This is a genomic window from Zooshikella harenae (genome assembly GCF_018837975.1).
In the GTDB taxonomy this organism is placed as follows: Bacteria; Pseudomonadota; Gammaproteobacteria; order Pseudomonadales; family Zooshikellaceae; genus Zooshikella; species Zooshikella harenae.
In genome coordinates this window covers 1-18,321 of sequence record NZ_JAGSOY010000084.1, presented here as the reverse complement: position 1 = coordinate 18,321, position 18,321 = coordinate 1, and the positions used below count along the sequence as shown (strand labels likewise).

Annotated in this window: 14 protein-coding genes and 1 riboswitch; of the genes, 8 read left to right on the top strand and 6 right to left on the bottom strand. The window is 38.1% G+C overall.

Annotation, left to right across the window (positions count from 1 at the left end; translation table 11 throughout):
* The coding region (locus KCG35_RS26860; RefSeq protein WP_304956762.1) for a glycoside hydrolase family 19 protein at positions 1-1,807 on the top strand (1,807 nt) is incomplete at its 5' end.
* 334 nt (positions 1,808-2,141) lie between these two features.
* On the opposite strand, the gene KCG35_RS20855 is transcribed toward KCG35_RS26860, so the two are convergent.
* Positions 2,142-6,125 (bottom strand): dermonecrotic toxin domain-containing protein, encoded by a 3,984-nt coding sequence (locus KCG35_RS20855; RefSeq protein ID WP_215821800.1) that lies wholly within the window; start codon positions 6,123-6,125, stop codon positions 2,142-2,144.
* A gap of 1,159 nt (positions 6,126-7,284) precedes the next feature.
* Between KCG35_RS20855 and KCG35_RS20850 the strand changes: the two genes are divergently transcribed.
* Positions 7,285-7,848, top strand: coding sequence for a YjhX family toxin (locus KCG35_RS20850; RefSeq protein ID WP_215821799.1), 564 nt, complete (start codon positions 7,285-7,287; stop codon positions 7,846-7,848).
* Between the two features lie 623 nt (positions 7,849-8,471).
* Here the strand turns inward: KCG35_RS20850 and yghU are convergent.
* Positions 8,472-9,344, bottom strand: coding sequence for a glutathione-dependent disulfide-bond oxidoreductase (yghU, locus tag KCG35_RS20845; protein ID WP_215821798.1), 873 nt, complete (start codon positions 9,342-9,344; stop codon positions 8,472-8,474).
* A gap of 602 nt (positions 9,345-9,946) precedes the next feature.
* On the opposite strand from yghU, the gene KCG35_RS20840 reads away from it, so the two are divergent.
* From KCG35_RS20840 to KCG35_RS27115, 5 genes are all read left to right on the top strand, one after another.
* Positions 9,947-10,342, top strand: a complete 396-nt coding sequence (locus tag KCG35_RS20840; RefSeq protein WP_215821797.1) for a hypothetical protein — start codon at positions 9,947-9,949, stop codon at positions 10,340-10,342.
* 311 nt (positions 10,343-10,653) lie between these two features.
* The gene (locus KCG35_RS20835) at positions 10,654-11,373 is read left to right on the top strand and encodes a transporter substrate-binding domain-containing protein (RefSeq protein WP_215821796.1); all 720 of its coding nucleotides are present in this window, start codon (positions 10,654-10,656) and stop codon (positions 11,371-11,373) included.
* A gap of 246 nt (positions 11,374-11,619) precedes the next feature.
* Positions 11,620-11,949 carry a DUF2845 domain-containing protein gene (locus KCG35_RS20830; protein WP_215821795.1) on the top strand — a complete coding sequence of 110 codons (330 nt, stop codon included), beginning with the start codon at positions 11,620-11,622 and terminating at the stop codon, positions 11,947-11,949.
* Positions 11,950-12,051: 102 nt separating this feature from the next.
* Positions 12,052-12,549, top strand: coding sequence for a hypothetical protein (locus tag KCG35_RS20825; RefSeq protein WP_215821794.1), 498 nt, complete (start codon positions 12,052-12,054; stop codon positions 12,547-12,549).
* A 3-nt stretch (positions 12,550-12,552) separates the two neighbouring features.
* On the top strand, positions 12,553-12,792 hold the full coding sequence (locus KCG35_RS27115; RefSeq protein ID WP_373687368.1) for a hypothetical protein: 240 nt from the start codon (positions 12,553-12,555) through the stop codon (positions 12,790-12,792).
* Between the two features lie 145 nt (positions 12,793-12,937).
* Here KCG35_RS27115 and thiH read toward each other — a convergent pair whose 3' ends face one another.
* From thiH to thiC, 4 genes are read right to left on the bottom strand one after another with little or no spacing between them, the layout of a single operon-like run.
* Positions 12,938-14,071 carry a 2-iminoacetate synthase ThiH gene (gene thiH / locus KCG35_RS20820; RefSeq protein WP_215821793.1) on the bottom strand — a complete coding sequence of 378 codons (1,134 nt, stop codon included), beginning with the start codon at positions 14,069-14,071 and terminating at the stop codon, positions 12,938-12,940.
* Positions 14,068-14,838 (bottom strand): thiazole synthase, encoded by a 771-nt coding sequence (locus KCG35_RS20815; protein ID WP_215821792.1) that lies wholly within the window; start codon positions 14,836-14,838, stop codon positions 14,068-14,070. Before KCG35_RS20815 ends, thiH begins: the two co-directional genes overlap by 4 nt.
* A 23-nt stretch (positions 14,839-14,861) precedes the next feature.
* Entirely contained in the window at positions 14,862-15,071 is a 210-nt protein-coding gene (gene thiS / locus KCG35_RS20810) for a sulfur carrier protein ThiS (RefSeq protein WP_215821791.1), read from the bottom strand.
* 2 nt (positions 15,072-15,073) lie between these two features.
* The gene (gene thiC / locus KCG35_RS20805) at positions 15,074-17,005 is read right to left on the bottom strand and encodes a phosphomethylpyrimidine synthase ThiC (protein ID WP_215821790.1); all 1,932 of its coding nucleotides are present in this window, start codon (positions 17,003-17,005) and stop codon (positions 15,074-15,076) included.
* Positions 17,006-17,195: 190 nt separating this feature from the next.
* A riboswitch (TPP riboswitch) is annotated at positions 17,196-17,317 on the bottom strand.
* 295 nt (positions 17,318-17,612) lie between these two features.
* On the opposite strand from thiC, the gene lepB reads away from it, so the two are divergent.
* Positions 17,613-18,266 (top strand): signal peptidase I, encoded by a 654-nt coding sequence (gene lepB / locus KCG35_RS20800; protein WP_215821789.1) that lies wholly within the window; start codon positions 17,613-17,615, stop codon positions 18,264-18,266.
* Positions 18,267-18,321: the final 55 nt, after the last annotated feature.

Sequence of the window (18,321 nt, the reverse complement as noted above, 5' to 3'; positions counted from 1 at the left end):
GCCAGAGCCACCAACCCCACCAGATGATGGTGACAAACCTAAACCACCCACACCGCCTGGCGATGGTGATGATGATATTCCTCCACCGCCCCCACCTCCAGGTGATCCTGGCGACGGTGATATCCCACCTCCACCAACACCTCCTGGCGATGGTGACACGCCACAACCACCTACACCACCAGATGATGGCAACAAACCTGTCCCTCCCGCTAATACATGGCAAGCGGATCAAGTCTACACCAAAGGTGATCGGGTAACCTATCAAAGTAAAACCTATGAAGCCAAGTGGTGGACCCGTGGTGATGAACCGGGTAAAGACCAGTGGGGTCCATGGCAACAGGTACAAGGTAATGATAACCCTCCCCCCCCTACAAAGCCTGGTGATGGTGACAAGCCTGATACGGATAAACCCGGCAATGGTGATAAGCCAGGCGATAATGGCAAACCAGGCGACAATACACCTAATAATGCTGCTCCATGGCAAGCAGATAAAGTGTACGTAAAAGGTGATCTTGCCAGTTACCAGCACACCATTTACCAAGCCAAGTGGTGGACACGTGGCGATGAACCGGGTACGGACCAATGGGGACCTTGGGAAGCGAAAGGCGATAACCCAACACCTCCCGATAATGGAGATAAACCAGGAGACGGAGATAAACCAAAACCGGGTGATGGTTATGTCATTCCATTAAGTCAATTAAAAGCGCGAGAAGCCAAACTCACTGATACAGATTTAATGCGCAATGTTAAAGCCAGCATTGCAACACTTGATAATGAACTGGTGGAAAAAATTGCACCAGGAAATGCCTCCAACCCTGCAAACGTAAAACGTCTGGAGTCCATTATCAGCAATAATGATTGGGATTTTCTTTTTCCTAAGCGAGCTAAAGAATATACCTACACCAACTTTTTGAAAGCCATTGGTAAATTCCCCGCATTTTGTGGTGACTATGATGATGGGCGGGATGCAGACGCTATCTGTCGTAAATCACTCGCGACTATGTTTGCACACTTCACTCAGGAAACCGGTGCACATGAAGCTTATATGGATGTACCTGAATGGCGACAAGGGTTGCATTATGTGCGAGAAATGGGTTGGACTGAAGATAAGCGAGGTGGTTATAACGCAGAGTGTAGTCCTGACACTTGGCAGGGTAAAACATGGCCATGCGGTAAGTTTGCTGATGGTCAATACAAAAGCTACTTTGGCCGAGGCGCTAAACAGTTAAGTTATAACTATAACTACGGTCCTTTTTCAGAAGCAATGTTTGGTACAGTACGCACCTTACTCGATAACCCAGAAAAAGTAGCGGATACCTGGTTAAACCTGGCAAGTGCCGTATTCTTTTATGTTTATCCTCAACCACCCAAGCCCAGCATGTTCCACGTTATTAATGGCACCTGGCAACCCAATGCGCATGATAAAGAAGGTGGTTTAGTGCATGGTTTTGGTGTTACCACACAAATCATTAATGGTGGCGTAGAATGTGGTGCTCCCACAGAGCATCGGCAATCACAAAACCGGATTAATTATTACAAACAATTTACTCAATATCTGAAAGTACCTATTGCTGATGATGAAGTGTTAGGCTGTGCCAATATGAAACGCTTTGATACTAAAGGCAGTGGAGCACTCAATATTTATTGGGAACAAGACTGGAGCTGGGACCCCAACACGCCATCAGGCAAAAGCTATAAGTGTAAATTGGTTAATTACCAAACACCTTTTAGCGCATTCAAACAAGGTGACTATGTAAAATGTATTGAACACTTTTTTGATGATGTCGTTATTGATCCTAAAAGCTAAAAACCTGTACATTTAATGTATTTTTAACCTTAAAAAGGACTTCAACTCTCTTAAAAGCGGATTCGTTTTTTTATAGACACTGCTAAAGCAATAACTTCATACAGAGGTGGTTTGATTCTGTTTTATAGTGAAGTAAGTGTTCTAGCCAACTTTCTTGGAATATGTATGTAAATACCCTGTTATTTGCAAAATTCAATTGTAGAAAACCCATGTCTATTTAAAAACTCAACCAGCTGCTCACCCCAGAAAGAGACAAAATAAGCCAGCCCCCCTGTTTTTACAGGGGGGCTGGCTTAGAGTTGAAGCCTCTACTGGCTAGTCCAGTGTTTATAGGTCATTCTACATTGATAGCATCAATGGGATAGCGAGAGGTAAATTTTCCCCAATCAACGGTTTCACCTGTTCTAAAGTCGTAAACTCTATCACCAAGCGTAATTCTAGGGGGTATTGCTCCATTTTCAACCTGTGGATTAGGTAAAGGCTCTTCACTAAGAGTTACAACAACAATGGGTTGTTCTTTTCCATCAAAAGTAGCACTTGTTCGACGTATATTAACAATTCTAAATGCATTGCCAGGATTATAAATAGACTCGGCTTCTCCTGCATCATTTCTCCAAGAAAAAGGGGCAAATATCTTGGCTTTTTGAGGAGAGTTTATTTCAAAAACAATAGAGGTAAGGTCGAACTGTCGTCCTGTTTTACCCATTTCTACACCCGCAAAGTCTCGAATGACACCAGGATTTTCCGTAAATGAAAGAAAGTCAGTGTTTACCAGAATATCTCCTTTATTCAGAGCTCCAATCCTGAAAACAGCACCAGAGGTACCACGTGCACCACTTCCTCCACGGTAAAGAACTGCAGCCTCACTTTCTGGAAGCTTGTTAACTATTTTTGCTAAATCTACACCTCGTTCTGCAGCTGTTTCACTAATAATAAGCTCACCTGCATAACCGGCAGGGATCGTATGCTCTTTGCCATATCTTAAATAGTTATTAACAAATGTATTCGAGTCATAGCTATATAATTCTAGATTTGCTGATTCAGTAGGGGTAATTGTTACACCTGATTGATCAAAAATCTGTTGTTGTCTTTCTAAAGCAATTTTTCCTGCTTCAGATTTAGGTTTTATTTCTACTGGGCTATTACCACTTAAGATATCCTCGATGTTGTCCTCATGATTAATTTGTTGGTTTTTTCGGTAAGTTTTAACAGCAGTGAGCTCTTGTCTAGTGGTAATTTTTCCTTTGCTGTTATCTTTAGCGATTCTCTCTTCCACTTTTGTTGAGTTTGGTTCGATATCTTCATAGATTTCAGTTTCAATACCTAAATTTTTCGCTTCTTGTAGTTCAGAGAGAGTGACTTTACCACCGCCTATAGCATAAAACTTCCCTTTAAATTGTTCGTTACCTTTGGCAACAGTGACCATGTAGGATTCGCCATTAGGGTCTAGTACTTTCCATGTGCCTTCTGGATCAGGAACAAAGACGTCGTTTTTTTCAGTCAGTGAAGGAAAACTGTCGGGATCAGGTAGCCCAGACGAATATTTAGGAACGGCTTCTTCAGAGACTATACCTAACCTTGTTAGGCCTTTATTTCTTGCTACTTCATAAACTGCTCCAATACCCTCTCCTGTCGCACCTGCAACTACTACAACATTATCCTGACCATACAGTGTTATCTCATTGTCTAATATTTCTGATAAGATAGCTTGTAAGACTTCTGTATTCTCATAACCAAGCCCTGAAAAACCACTAAAAACAACAACTCTTTTATTTGCAGTAATATTTTCGATCGTGGTTTTTACTTCTGCATGTTTTGCAGCTAATTCTTCAGCAGTTAAGGGCGTTTCAGTTTCTACTTCAGGTGTCGTTTCAGTAGTTGCTGGTTCGGCAGTGTATTCCTCTGTTTCGGGGTTATAGGTTCCTACCTTTTGTTTTGTGGTGGGATTAATGATTTCATATTCACCATTATCAAGACGCCTTGCAAATACATTGCTTGCTTCTTCTGAGGGAATATCAATGAGTTGATAAGTCTCGCCTTCAAAGGTGATCGCATTATAGCCATGACCATTTGAGCTTTCCTTTAAAGTGGGCAGCCCTTTCGTTTCATCAATATCTGCCGTATCGATTTCTGGTGATTCTTGGTTATGCACATCAGCCTCAATGGTTATTTCACCATCAACTGAACCCCTAAAAGCTACTAAGTCGCCACTATCATCTTCAACCAATAGTAAGTCAGTTTCCTCACTACCAAGTTTAATATTATCGAATGCTGCGACTCGATAGGTGTGGCCTCCAAAGCGTGTTGTTTGAAATGCAGGTGCCCATTCATTATCTGCTTTTGAATTAATCCAGGATTTTTGAGCAGAGTTTAATTCAACCATTTCAAACTCATTTTCAGCAACTCCTACTCCTTCTGAGCTAAAAAAGTTAGATAAATTAAATCCGCTTTTGGCAATGGTACCAGCCGCTGCACCACCAGCTATCCCCGCGACCATAACACCATCTGTCATCAATCCGATGATACCAGAAGTCCGCTCAGCTTCTGTATCACCCCAACCAGCTTCCCATATATGAGTACCTATTTGAGTTGCGAGTGTAGCAAAAGCTGTAGTTCCTACAGCAACAACTGTTGCAGTTTCACCTATAATAGGACCTAATCCAGGTACGAAAGGAGCAACAGCGCCTAGCCCTAAGCCAACAGCGGTCAATATATGCGTAGTTTTTCTTTCTGAGTCAGATAAAATCAGGGTATCACCATCTGCTCTTAAACGCTCAAACAGTCGTGTTTTCATATAATCGCCAAATCGATTATGTTGAGAATATGTGTCTTTTTCTTGGAAACTCCGTACGCAACCAGCTACTGTACCAGTACAAATGACAGGTCCTGTTTGACTAAGCGTATGTGCAAATAGGTCTATTTGAAAGAGTGTAATATCTGATTTTGATTTCTTACCATTACGAATTTCCCTCAAGCTGCTATGCGCACCATTATGAAACATACCATCTTGGTTATCATAAAGGGTAAAATGCCTTTCTATCTCCTGGTCATTTTTTCGATCAACAAACCAATCATATAGAGCGTCTTCATCAGTGAAAGTTAATAATCGCAAATCATGGCCAAATAGTACCATCACAATAGGCATACCTACCTTAGTAAAAACAGCGATATCTCGTGTTTCATAACCACTAATTTTAGGTATTTTAAATTGAACTTGGCTGGCTGATGAAAAATCAGCAGATAACCCAACTTTAACCATATCAAAAACTTCTTTTGATATATTTCCTTTGCGATGTTCTCTTTTAGCCATTGCTAAAGTAACATTACGGTAAAAGCTTTTTACTTTTCCACCACTTGATGACTCAAACTGATTAATAAGCTTGTCATAGGTTTTTTGAATACTAGCTTTACGAATTGCACTTTTTACTTGCTTTTTGGTATAAGTTTTACCTGTGGCATCATGAGCCGACTTAATACTAACATCCCAGTCATCAAGGTTTCTTGCTAAAGCACTCATAAGAGATATTGAGTGTTTAACCCATCGTTTTTTTCTTTCCGGAGGCTGTCCAGGCGGAGTTACCCATTCATCAACAGGCTCAAACTTTTCATATTCCACCATCACTCTTTCTGGATGAGGAAAGCCTTTCTCTTTTAAGTGATGTCGTTCAATATCATTAAGTTGTGCTTGTGGGTAATGACGAGCTATATCGAGTTGATCAATAAATAGAGCGGCGAGATTATTAGCACCACCAGCTGAATTCATTATATAAAATGCGTTGAAGAGCGAGTACTTGAATGCTTCTGATTTATCAATCAGACCATTTTTTAAAAGATAATCACCATATTCTTTTTCTATTTGATCTTTTCGATCTTTATCAAAAGATAAGATAGCCAGTGCTTGATGAATAACTATTTGTCTTACGGTTAGCTTTGTACTTTGAATTTTTTTTAAGTCAAGGGTAATAGTATTGGGTTTATTTTTGTCTATATTAAGGCTACCTGAATCCCTAAGTTCAATTGTAACATTGTTTAAAGAAGATATCACTTGGTGTAAACCGGCATCACCAGATCTAGGATTATTCTGCTCACGTTGATACAGGTTATTAATAACATTCATTACGTAGTGAATTTCGTTCTGCTTATGATTCCCATTATCTATAAATGTTAGATAATTTTTTAATCGAGAATCAAGTTCCGCCGGTGTGTATAAATAACTTTTACAAGAAAGGTTTAATTTGTCGTCGCAAGTATTGGCAACAGCACCATGCATACTGGCTGAAACCATAGACATTGCTAACAATAATGGTTTTAATTTCATCACTAACTTTCCACTTCTGATGTATTAATATATTTTGCGCCACAAAATAAGAACTATTGTTCAAAGAGGGCTTGATAAAGCTAGATAATTATATTATTAGAAAATATCATAACTGACATTTAATTTTCATTACTATAAATACTTATATAATATGTGTAATTACCCACCAAACATAACGCACTGAATGTAAAAATTTCATTTCAAACTAGTCAGTAATATCACAAAAAATATTTTCGCTAACACCATAAGTTGCACTATAGCTGTGAAATCATCTAATAAAATCACCAGCTTGCTTTTAATAAATTAACAATACCCATAAAATATATTCATAAAATAGTCAAAGTGTAACAGCATCATTCATTAAACTTCACACTGTCAAACACAGAGTATTTTGTGCCCAGTGGAGTGGTATCATTAATGAGTAAGCAGCACAGTAATATACATACGACTAAAGAGTTAAAAGTTGAAAATTGAAGCTGTTGTATTTATTATGTATCGAATATAAAAAATCATCAAACTTAAATCCTTCACTCATACAGTTTAACTACTATATTAATCAGCTGAGTTTACACCTAATGACGTATAAAAGTTAGCCATACAGACAATTAAAACAATAGTGGCACGCAAGCTTTAATTTGCAATATTAATTCTTATTAGGATTATGTTGTGGTTAAATACTTATTTATTGACTTAAAGCACAAGTAGCTATTAAAAAAACGCCTAAACGAACTATTGATATTTAAAGCAGAATATTATTGCTTATATAAAATATTACAACATAGAACAACGACATCCAGCTAGTGAAAGTAGATCTTCAGTCCTCTTTAAGTGGATCAGAACACTGTGAGAGCTGTCTAGTATAGGGACTTTAGTGGCAACTTCGATCTCTATATTTTATAAAGGACATTTATTGAATATTTAAAATTTGAATTGACTAAATAAAAGTAATAAAATGGTTAATTGAGTATGACAAATACAAAAGAAGTACTAACGTTTGCGAATTTTTTTAGTACAAAAGTCATACTTAGTAAAGCAATAACGTCAAAATATTGCTTAATTATTAATACGATAGTTGGGATTTTCAATGAGCCGTATATCGAAGTTAATACTCCCTTTCTACTTCATCAGTAGTGCTTTATTTGCTCATGAAGAAGCTAATGTGAATTGGCAAGACTCATCTTCATCTGTGGGGACTGTAGAGGCATCTGTAGCGTTAACCCAGTTAAAAGTCTTGATCGATTTTAATAATCAATATGTATACCAAGGACTTAGAGGCTATCTTAATGAGATACTCATGACAGATAACGCTCAAACATATTGCCAAAATAGTGGCTATGATAACCTTAATGAATGCTATCTTCGGGAAGGATTATTTTTACCAGATACAGGACTTGAAGAACATAATAAACTCACTTTTTCCTTAGTATGTGAAAATCTACAAGGGAAAGAAGGTTTTACAACAAGATACATCACCAGCCAAAATGGCAAAGCAATTGATATGATAAATGGCCCTTACCTAATTAGCTTTAACTTACCTGGGCATATAGCAAAAAATTTAAATGGGCAGCTATTGAAAGTCTTGGCTAAAGAAAGAGCTAACAATACACTGGAGTATACTCCTGTTGACTACCAACTTAAGGCTGGAGATCGCTGCTCTATTGAAGCCTCCCCAAATAGCATGGGAGCAATTATAAACGTAAAATTTGAAAACCCTACAAAATAAAATAAGCCCCATTCGGGGCTTACTTTAAGCATTTCTTAGAGGATATAAACAATTTTGTGTAACCACCTATTCTTAATGTTAACAACTAAAAAAGATAGGCCATTATGGTAGCTCAAAAAGAACTCGATGCCTTTTTTTTAAAAGATGCTAAGGGTATTAAAAGAGAAGTATTGTTGAGCTAAACGACTACTACCTCAGGACCATTGCATATAAAAATAATTCGTGATGAGTATAGATTGTGCTAATGCAACGCATGAATTAATTTGTTCCTCCCGCAGCAGAGGACCTTCCCTTGTCTCTACTTCTCACGGTGCTCCCAGCACCTGTTTCACAAACAAAATCAAGCACTGCAAGCCCACATCTTTCTATACCTTAATCATGATTAAATGAACATCTGTGGTATTTCGATGTACACAACGAGTAGACAAAGGCGGGATAACTCACATCGAACCGTTTGCCGCAAGGATGCGGCAGCCAAGCCTCCAAGGAGGAATTCTGACTATTACCTCGATTCATTACACTGAGGCAGTCTGAAATCATTTTAAAGCAAGCGTGAGCTCGTTAAATGATTGAGCTCACAAAAGAGATACATATAAAGCAAATAAGTTTAATTAAAATTATAATTATTTGCCTGCTTCTAGCTTATCCTGAGTTTTTGTCTCAAAGTCACTAGCGTTATGTCGTTCATGAAGCTGTTCGTTGAACTCACCCCAAGTCCGATTAACCATTCGTCCTCTTTTTACTGCGGAGCGTTCACCTATTTCATCTGCCCAACGTAACACATTGGTGTAAATTTGAGCACCAATAAATTCTGCCGCTTCATAAACGGTATTTTTAACCAAAGCACCATACCAAGGCCAAATAGCCATATCTGCAATGGTGTATTCTTGACCACAAATAAACTGTTGTTCAGCCAACTGACGATCAAGCACATCCAGCTGCCTTTTCACCTCCATAGTATAACGGTTAATAGGATACTCATATTTTTCAGGCGCATAGGCGAAGAAATGCCCAAATCCACCGCCTAATAAAGGAGCACTTCCCATTTGCCAAAATAACCAGGACAAGCACTCTGTACGTTTTGCTATATCTTGAGGGAGGAAGGCACTAAATTTTTCAGCAAGGTAAAGCAAAATTGAACCAGACTCAAAAATGCGAATGGCTGGATCAACACTCCGATCTAAAAGTGCTGGAATCTTGGAGTTTGGATTCACACTCACAAACCCTGAACTAAACTGCTCCCCTTCTGTTATTCTGATAAGGTGAGCATCGTACTCAGCTTCTTTAAAGCCTTTTTCTAACAACTCCTCTAGCATAATGGTTACTTTAACACCATTAGGTGTAGCTAATGAGTATAGTTGTAAGGGATGCTCTCCCATGGGTAGTTCTTTTTCATGTGTAGCCCCTGCTATTGGTCGATTAATGTTAGCAAATGCACCGCCATTCTCTTTGCCCCATCGCCAAACTTTAGGAGGGATGTAAGTAGACTCTGCCATTAATAATGTCCTAGTTGATGATCACTTATAAAGTAATAGCCTAATGGATTTCCCCCCTTTTCGTCCATTTTTAGTAAGTCTAACAAACTCATTGTTTATTGCTTAAAAACAAACCTGAACAAAAATCGTACATAAAGGTAAATAATAATGAGCATTCTTCATCTTGATATTCTACCATTTGTTATTTTTCACTATTTAATAAAACACACTTTTTAACCAATATTAAATTTTAAACACAAAAATATGTGGTAAAAAAACATTTTTATGAACACAGATTTATTTTTAATTTCCTCAAAATCATCTTATAAAGCAGCTATGATTATTGCTCATATATTTTTAACTGTTTTATTCATACAATTGACGAGCGTCATACAAATTAATACATTATATGTTGTATAAATGCGCAGACAAAACTATAGTGCACACCAAAAAGGAAACTTTAAAATACACAGCTAATAGGATTGTGTATGTTTCTCCACCAGGTAAGTGTATGTAACTGAGAGTAGTAATGACTAATAAGTTTTATCTGAAGTAAAATTATGTTATTTCACTTGTTTGTGGTGGCACTTTAAAAAAATAAGGAAGGAAGCAAGGAAATGACAATGAATACGCTATTAAAAAGTGCCTGCATAGCTACCATGGTAGCACTCTTATCACCTATTCACGCTATAGCAGACTCAGACAGAGCTGCGGTTAAAAGACCTAATGGCATTTGCACAATGGATATAAATCCTTGTGGCAATTCCAGCATTTGTTCTTGTGATGAAGGCTATAGCTATGATGCTAAGGTGGGTTATTGTATCATTGATAATTTATCAGAAGTCACACATAAAGGCTTTGACAAACGTAGTATTAAAAGCTCTTGCTCTATCCAAGTTCCACCAAATCGTATCTGCACCCGTGATATCAATCCTGTAGGTTACCCAAGCTACTGTGACTGTAGTGGTATCGGAGAATACGATCAACGTTTAGGACAATGTGTTCTTTCTTTATTCTAAACACAACAATAACCCGCTAGATTTAATCTATAGAGAGAGGCTATACCTCTCTCTTTGTCTTTATATACTCCCTCTCATGGGAAGTGCTTATTTTGTCCAAAGTATTTCCATAAGCAAAATGGCCGATCGTCCTTAGGAACATCTTAGTACTAAACTTCCATGTTATTCAGCTATACTCGTAGCAAAACGAATTTATATCCTTAATTGAGGGGATAGTAACCAAAATATAATTTCAAAAAACAATAGTTAGTGGTTACTAATATAGATATGGACTCAACTAACAAGATCTATAACCAAAGCGTACTGATAAAGTGAGTAAATCAAGTACAGTATCTTTATTATTCATTCTATTACTGTTATGTTCCAATCTATTTGGAGCTACCCAAACACTTCGCTTTTTCACTTCATTTGATACTCCTGATGCAAAGCTTGCTCAGGCTATCCTTGAAGAAGCATTCAAACAAAATAATTACCAAATAACTTTTATTATTGAACCGTACAGACGAAGTATATCTAGAGCAAACACTGAAGGTGACGGCGAAGTTTTAAGAGTAGAGAACCTTAAGAAAATTGACCCTGAGATTACTCACAATCTTATCCCAATTACAGAGCCAATACTTGAAGTACCTGTTTTTGTAGTCAACCATTCCCCTATTTCAACCTTTTCTAGTTATAGTGATTTAAAACCATATAAAAATGGTGTATTAAAAGGCATAAGAATACTTGAAGAAAATGTCCCTAATATTTTTACCCTTTCTAGCTATTCAAATCTTTTTAAAATGCTCAAGAAAAAGCGAATTGATAATTTTATCACTTCAGATTACTTTATTGAAGAAATAACCTATAATACTGAATTCAAACCCCAGTTATATATTCATATACTATTAACGATAAATTTACATACCTACTTAAACAGTAAACATTACAAACTCATCAACCCAATTTCAATTACACTAAAAAAAATGAAGCAGAATGGAACCTACAAGCACCTAGAGTCTTCAATTAGAAATAAGTATTACTCTCTTCATTAAGCTATTTTAACTTCTATAACTATTACCACTACTAATCATCAATTAATACTCACATCTTTCACATAAATTATTCCCATATTTTTTCAAAACGTGCCCTATACTAAAATCACATATAAAACACAGTTCATAAATAAGCGCTCACTGTTAACAATCAGTTAAAACTTTCACCAAAATGTATAAATAATCACTATAGATTAAGCTAAAATCAAATGTTAATATATCACTTTACGATTAAAGAGTTAATCAATGAAAGTCAGATCTTTATTTTTTATATCAATACTATTTTTTATACAAAGCAGTCATGCTGATAGCCTACGTTGCGGACAATACTCTGTTAAAGGTGGCGAAAGCACAATTGAAGTACTTAATATGTGTGGAGAGCCTCTCCTAAAGGAAAGCCTTGGTACGGTAGCAGAAGAGCATGACTTAAATGGTACCGGTACTAGAATACGCGTGAATGAAGAAGTTGTGACACGATGGACCTATGGTAAAAAAGGCGAATTATATAAATATGTCACTTTCCACAACGGTCAAGTCCGTAGCATTCAGACTGGAGGCCGCAGGAAAATCAACTAATTTAAAATATATATTTAATAACTTATTAACAGAGTTTGTAACTAGTATTCAGTAAGGAATATAAAAATTCATTAATTTTAAACATACATCAGGATTGAAACTATGGCTTTCACTTCATACCACAACAGAAAAATACTATTATCTCTTACTTTTTTACTAAGCTTGACGAATACTGCTTTATCCAATGAGTACATCTGGAAAAGCCAAAACGAGTCAAAGGTTCCTGACGGGGTTATCCTAGAAAATGGTCAGCTTTGGCTTAAGTCAAATACAAGTTCTTTACCCAATGCCATCATCATTAGTCATGAAACCCAACAAAACAATAAGCATCATCCAACAAGTACAGACATCATTATAAATAAAGATGGAAAAATATGGATAAATAAAGCTATTGACAAAAAGCCAGATGCAATCATCAATGCAGTGGGAGAGGTCTGGCTACAACATAATCAGTCTAATATACCCAATGCCAAAATCAATAAAAATGGCTGGATATGGTTGCCAAGTAATCATCAAAATAAACCCGATGCTATAATAAAAGGTGATACTCCCCTTTCATCAGCATTTGTTGCTACAGTTTATATGTTATTACCATATTAGGTTATGCTCATTTTAAAGAAGTGTGGTTCACAACTAAAAAAAGAGTTTATAAAGCGTGAATGGCATTACAAAGGTGACCCAAAAAAACTCTCAAAGCCACTTCAATACCGGCTCAAAAAAGGCCAAAAGCTCTATTACACTGTTGAACAATGGACCTATGGTAAACCTGGCTCTTTTTACAAACACCTTATTTTTAATGACAGTGGTATATTACAAGAGATAAATACCGGAAGACGGTACTAAGCTATGAATTACTCCGGACATGCTATAAAAAATATATTTAAGCGCTACTAATTTAAAACAGGTGCTCCTAGCACCTGTTTCACAAACCAATTCAAGCACTGCAAACCCACTTTTGCAAAGGTAAAGTTATAAGCGATTGTCCAGCCTAAAATCCCTTCTCTAGAGGAATATTTAAACTACGATCCCAATCCTTCCATACAACCTCTAAACCTCTTAGTTTAATTATCTCTTCCATTTGTTCTGGTGTGCGATCATCAGAAATTTCGAACTGCTCCAATGCTACCTTACGATCTTCAGTATAACCACCCGGTTGTGTGCTTGAACCTGCACTTAAACTGGTAATACCTAATGGCAAAACATTATTTCGAAAGTAAGCTGATTCCCGTGTTGACAGCGATAATTCCACATCAGGATTAAACAAACGGTAGGCACAAATCAGTTGTACTAGCTGGCGATCTGTCATGATCGACTTTGGTTGAAACTTGCCGGCACAAGGGCGCAAGCGAGGAAACGAAATTGAATACTTTGTTCGCCAGTAGGTACGCTGCAAATAGTCCAAATGTACTGCAACATGGTAGCTATCTGTTCGCCAGTCATCTAAACCAATTAAAGCACCAATCCCTATTTTATGAACCCCAGCTTTCCCTAACCGGTCAGTGGTTTCCAATCGATAACGAAAATCCTGTTTCTTTCCTCTTAAATGATGTGCTGCATAAGTAACAGGATTATAAGTCTCCTGATATACCAGCACAGCATCCAATCCTAAATCAATCAGCTCTTCATATTCATGTTGGTCCAGGGGCTGTACTTCCATGGAAAGATGAGCAAACTGGGATTTCACCTGCTTAATGATTTTACGAAAATAGTCCATTCCTACACGATGTTCTGACTCTCCAGCAACCAATAACACATGATCGAATCCCATCTTTTTTACGGCTGCAATTTCTGCATCAAGTTGTGCCATGGTTAATGTTGTGCGGCGGATTTTATTATGAATGGAAAAACCACAATAAGTACAAATATTCGAACAAAGATTCGATAGATATAGTGGAATATACATTTGCAAGGTATTTCCAAAACGCTGCCGAGTTAACTGCATACTCCGCTGAGCCATCTGCTCGAGGTAAGGTTCAGCGGCAGGTGAAATTAATGCTTGAAAATCATTAAGCGTTAATCGCTGGCGAGACAATGCATACTCTACATCAGCCTTGGTTTTACTACGAATAGAGAGCTGACATTCATTCCAATTAACATATTGTAGATAGTCGTAAAAACTCATCCGACATCCTCTAAAAAAGCTGTTAATGGACTTGAAGCCAACGCTTGCTGTTGTTGCCCTGCCAGCCCTGTTTCAAACGCCATTCGCCCTGCTTGCACTGCTAGTGCAAATGCCCGACTCATCACTACCGGGTCCGGAGCTACGGCAATTGCCGTATTCACTAATACAGCATCTGCCCCCATTTCCATTGCAGTAGCAGCATGACTTGGTGCACCTAATCCTGCATCAATAATGACAGGAATATTTGACTGCTCAATAATAATCTCTAAAAACACCTTAGTTTTAAGTCCTTGATTAGAACCAATAGGTGAACCTAAAGGCATAACAGCCGCGACACCAACACTTTCCAGACGCTTACATAAAACAGGATCTGCATGAACATAAGGCAATACTACAAACCCTTCTTTTACCAACTGTTCCGCAGCCAGTAACGTCTCAATCGGGTCAGGCAATAAATATCGTGGATCTGGGTGTATTTCTAATTTTACCCAGTGCGTTTCCAATGCTTCTCGTGCTAATTTTGCCGCAAAAACGGCATCTTTTGCTGTTCGGGCGCCAGAAGTATTTGGTAATAAATGCATTTCATTGGCGATCAATGGCTGCAAAATATCATCATCTTTATTCTGCAAGTCAACGCGCTTCAATGCCATAGTCACCAGTTCTGAGCCAGATGCTTGCAGTGCTGCAACCATGGTCGCTTTATCATTAAATTTGCCAGTTCCCGTAAATAATCGAGAGCTAAATGTTTTATCCGCTATTTTTAACATAGTTACGCCTTAGCCCTTTTCTATTAACCACCAGCAATAGCCTTAAAGACTACAATATGGTCATTTTCTTGTAATTGATACTGAGACCACTGGCTACGACTAATAATGTTGGTATTAATGGCTACAGCAATCCCTTTTTCTGGCTGCTCCAATAGTGTTAATAATTCTGTGATGTTACAAGAAGAATCTGGTAACTGATGAGGGCTATCATTAACTGTAATATTCAGTTTCATGGTTAATCCTTCTCAACCATTAGCTGATATATTTCAGCGCCACTGGCTTTAAATTCAGCCGACTTTTGTTGCATACCTCGTTCAGCATCCACTATAACGTCTTCATCAACAAGCTGAATTTTTATGCCAAGGCGCTCCTGCTCTGCAGCATAATCACGCACATCCTGAGAGATTTTCATGGAACAAAACTTTGGGCCACACATCGAACAAAAGTGAGCTACTTTACCCGAAGCTTGTGGTAATGTTTCATCATGAAAGGCACGAGCTGTATCAGGATCAAAAGCCAAATTAAACTGATCTTCCCAGCGAAACTCAAAACGTGCTTTAGACATAGCATTATCACGTATTTGTGCACCGGGATGTCCTTTTGCTAGGTCAGCTGCGTGTGCAGCAATTTTGTAGGTAATCATACCCGTTTTAACATCGTCTTTATTAGGTAAACCCAGGTGTTCTTTAGGCGTAACGTAACAAAGCATCGCGCACCCATACCAACCGATTAATGCAGCACCTATCCCTGAAGTTATATGATCATATCCCGGGGCAATATCAGTCACTAAAGGACCTAATGTGTAAAAAGGCGCCTCATGACAATGCTCCAGTTGCAAATCCATATTTTCTTTAATCATATGCATAGGAATATGACCTGGGCCTTCAATAATAACCTGAACATCATGTTGCCAAGCTATTTTTGTAAGTTCACCTAATGTTTTAAGCTCAGCAAATTGCGCTGCATCATTCGCATCAGCTACAGAGCCTGGTCGCAATCCATCACCGAGCGATAGGGATACGTCATAAGCCTTACAAGTTTCACAAATTTCTTCGAAGTGTGTATAGGCAAAATTTTCTTTATGATGGGACAAACACCACTTCGCCATAATAGAGCCACCACGAGACACAATGCCCGTTAAACGCTCTGCAGTCATGGGTACATAACGCAACAACACCCCAGCGTGAATAGTGAAATAATCTACCCCCTGTTCTGCTTGCTCAATTAGCGTATCACGAAATACTTCCCAGCTTAGGTCTTCAGCAATCCCTTTTACTTTTTCGAGAGCTTGGTAAATAGGCACAGTACCGATAGGAACAGGTGAATTACGTAAAATCCATTCCCGAGTTTCATGAATATTTCGCCCAGTCGATAAATCCATGACCGTATCAGCACCCCAACGAGTCGCCCAAACCAATTTTTCGACTTCCTCTTCAATTGATGAGGTCACTGCCGAGTTACCAATATTGGCATTTACTTTGACCAAAAAGTTTCGCCCAATGATCATAGGCTCTGACTCTGGATGGTTAATATTGGCCGGGATAATAGCTCGTCCTTCCGCCACTTCTTTTCGTACAAATTCAGGGGTAATATTTTCGGGTAAATTTGCACCAAAATGCTGGCCTGGATGCTGCTTTTTAAGTGCTTCACTACGAACGTGCTCACGTCCCATATTTTCCCGAATAGCAATATACTCCATTTCAGGTGTTATGATTCCCTGACGGGCATAATGCATTTGGGTAACATTAGCTCCAAGCTTTGCTTTTCTGGGTTTTGGTAAATAACCAAACCGTAAGTGATCAACATCTTCATCAGCTAAACGTTGCTGTGCATAACGAGACGTCACGCTCACCAACTCTTCTGTGTCATTTCGAGCTTCAATCCACCTTTTTCGTAATGTAGGTAAACCTTTTCGTACATCAATTGTTGTTGAAGGGTCCGTATAAGGTCCTGACGTGTCGTAAACAGGAATAGGAGGATTAATCTCATAACTCGGTTGAGTTTTAGTACCACCAGTCAATGTATCAGACAGTTTAATCTGACGCATAGCAACCCGTATATGATCCTGGCTGCCGGTAATATAAAGCTTTTCAGAGTTCGGGAACGGCTGGCAACTAAGTTGCTCAATAAAGTCCTGGGCCTTTTGACGACTTTCATTTCTAGACATAAGCACTCACACACTTCCAGAATGGATTTAATTTGTGATTGCTTGTCGTGAGTAAACAGGGGAAGCGTTTCGGTAACCAATTCAGCAGTCCAAGAAGAGAACCACTGGCTAAGCTGAACAAAAACCACTAAGAATACATATAAATTGCAGAGTATTTCTTATTTTATATGTATTAGTGACATCGTCACACGCTATGGTAACTCTTGTTTCCTTCGCTGGTTCTAACCAGATCAGGTTCCACGGATCCCGCAACTGCAGTCTCAGCCAGAGAGATGAGCAACTTCATCCCTACAGGCACTCCGACAAGATGTACAAGAGTATAGAAAATTTAACTACCTAAGATCAAGTGGTAGACAATGAAAGCTACCATAATCACTTTAAAAATGTTATTTAGATGACCATAATGGTATTACTGAACAACGCTATCATTGAAAAGGTGCATTTTTGAGGTGTTCTGTATACACATCGCTCAATATGGATATAATTTATAGGTGCCCTTTATTACTTGTTACGATTACAATTCACAATCGGTATAAATATTTAATTGGTAGCTTTAATTATACGGTTAAAACTACCAATTTCAATAAAAAAAGCATAGAGGAATTGCATGAAAACGTGGTTTTTACGCACATGGAAAGAAAATAAAATATTTTTCCTTATTCTTGGCTTAATGTTTGTTTTCCGAAGCGCTATTGCAGACTGGAATACTGTCCCGACAGGCTCAATGAAACCAACTATTTTAGAAGGTGACCGAATTTTAGTGAATAAAATGGCTTACGATATAAGAATACCATTTACGAATATATCGTTAGTAAAACGTTCAGATCCGATCCGTGGTGATATTATTATATTCGACTCATCAGTTTCAAATAAACGACTGGTCAAACGCGTAGTCGGTATCCCTGGTGATTCAGTCGCACTAATTAACAATGAACTTTATATAAATGGAGAAAAGCTCAGCTATCAAGAAGACTTCACTCCATCACATATAACAACGGTTAAAACGGAAAATATAATGGGGGTAAAACACTCTATTAGAATAGATAATTCTGGTTCAGCTCTCTCCAGCTTTCCTCCTGTTTTAGTCCCTAAACATCAATATCTTGTGCTTGGTGATAACCGTGATAATAGCGCAGACTCAAGAGTCATAGGCTTCATTCCAAGAGATGAAATAGTGGGTCGGGCCAGGTCCGTCGTTATGTCATTGAATTACGATAATTACTACCTACCCAGAAGTGATCGATTTTTCCATTCTATATAATCAATCTTAATTTGTATTTGGCCATGAAGTATAAATTGCCAAATGCAAATTATTT

Excerpts from the sequence above, each read along its gene's own strand:
- KCG35_RS20815 (WP_215821792.1), bottom strand. The coding sequence starts at position 14,838 with ATGTTAAAAATAGCGGATAAAACATTTAGCTCTCGATTATTTACGGGA.
- KCG35_RS20855 (WP_215821800.1), bottom strand. The coding sequence starts at position 6,125 with ATGAAATTAAAACCATTATTGTTAGCAATGTCTATGGTTTCAGCCAGT.
- thiS (WP_215821791.1), bottom strand. The coding sequence starts at position 15,071 with ATGAAACTGAATATTACAGTTAATGATAGCCCTCATCAGTTACCAGAT.
- lepB (WP_215821789.1), top strand. The coding sequence starts at position 17,613 with ATGAAAACGTGGTTTTTACGCACATGGAAAGAAAATAAAATATTTTTC.
- KCG35_RS20840 (WP_215821797.1), top strand. The coding sequence starts at position 9,947 with ATGAATACGCTATTAAAAAGTGCCTGCATAGCTACCATGGTAGCACTC.
- KCG35_RS20825 (WP_215821794.1), top strand. The coding sequence starts at position 12,052 with ATGGCTTTCACTTCATACCACAACAGAAAAATACTATTATCTCTTACT.
- thiH (WP_215821793.1), bottom strand. The coding sequence starts at position 14,071 with ATGAGTTTTTACGACTATCTACAATATGTTAATTGGAATGAATGTCAG.
- KCG35_RS27115 (WP_373687368.1), top strand. The coding sequence starts at position 12,553 with ATGCTCATTTTAAAGAAGTGTGGTTCACAACTAAAAAAAGAGTTTATA.
- thiC (WP_215821790.1), bottom strand. The coding sequence starts at position 17,005 with ATGTCTAGAAATGAAAGTCGTCAAAAGGCCCAGGACTTTATTGAGCAA.
- KCG35_RS20830 (WP_215821795.1), top strand. The coding sequence starts at position 11,620 with ATGAAAGTCAGATCTTTATTTTTTATATCAATACTATTTTTTATACAA.
- yghU (WP_215821798.1), bottom strand. The coding sequence starts at position 9,344 with ATGGCAGAGTCTACTTACATCCCTCCTAAAGTTTGGCGATGGGGCAAA.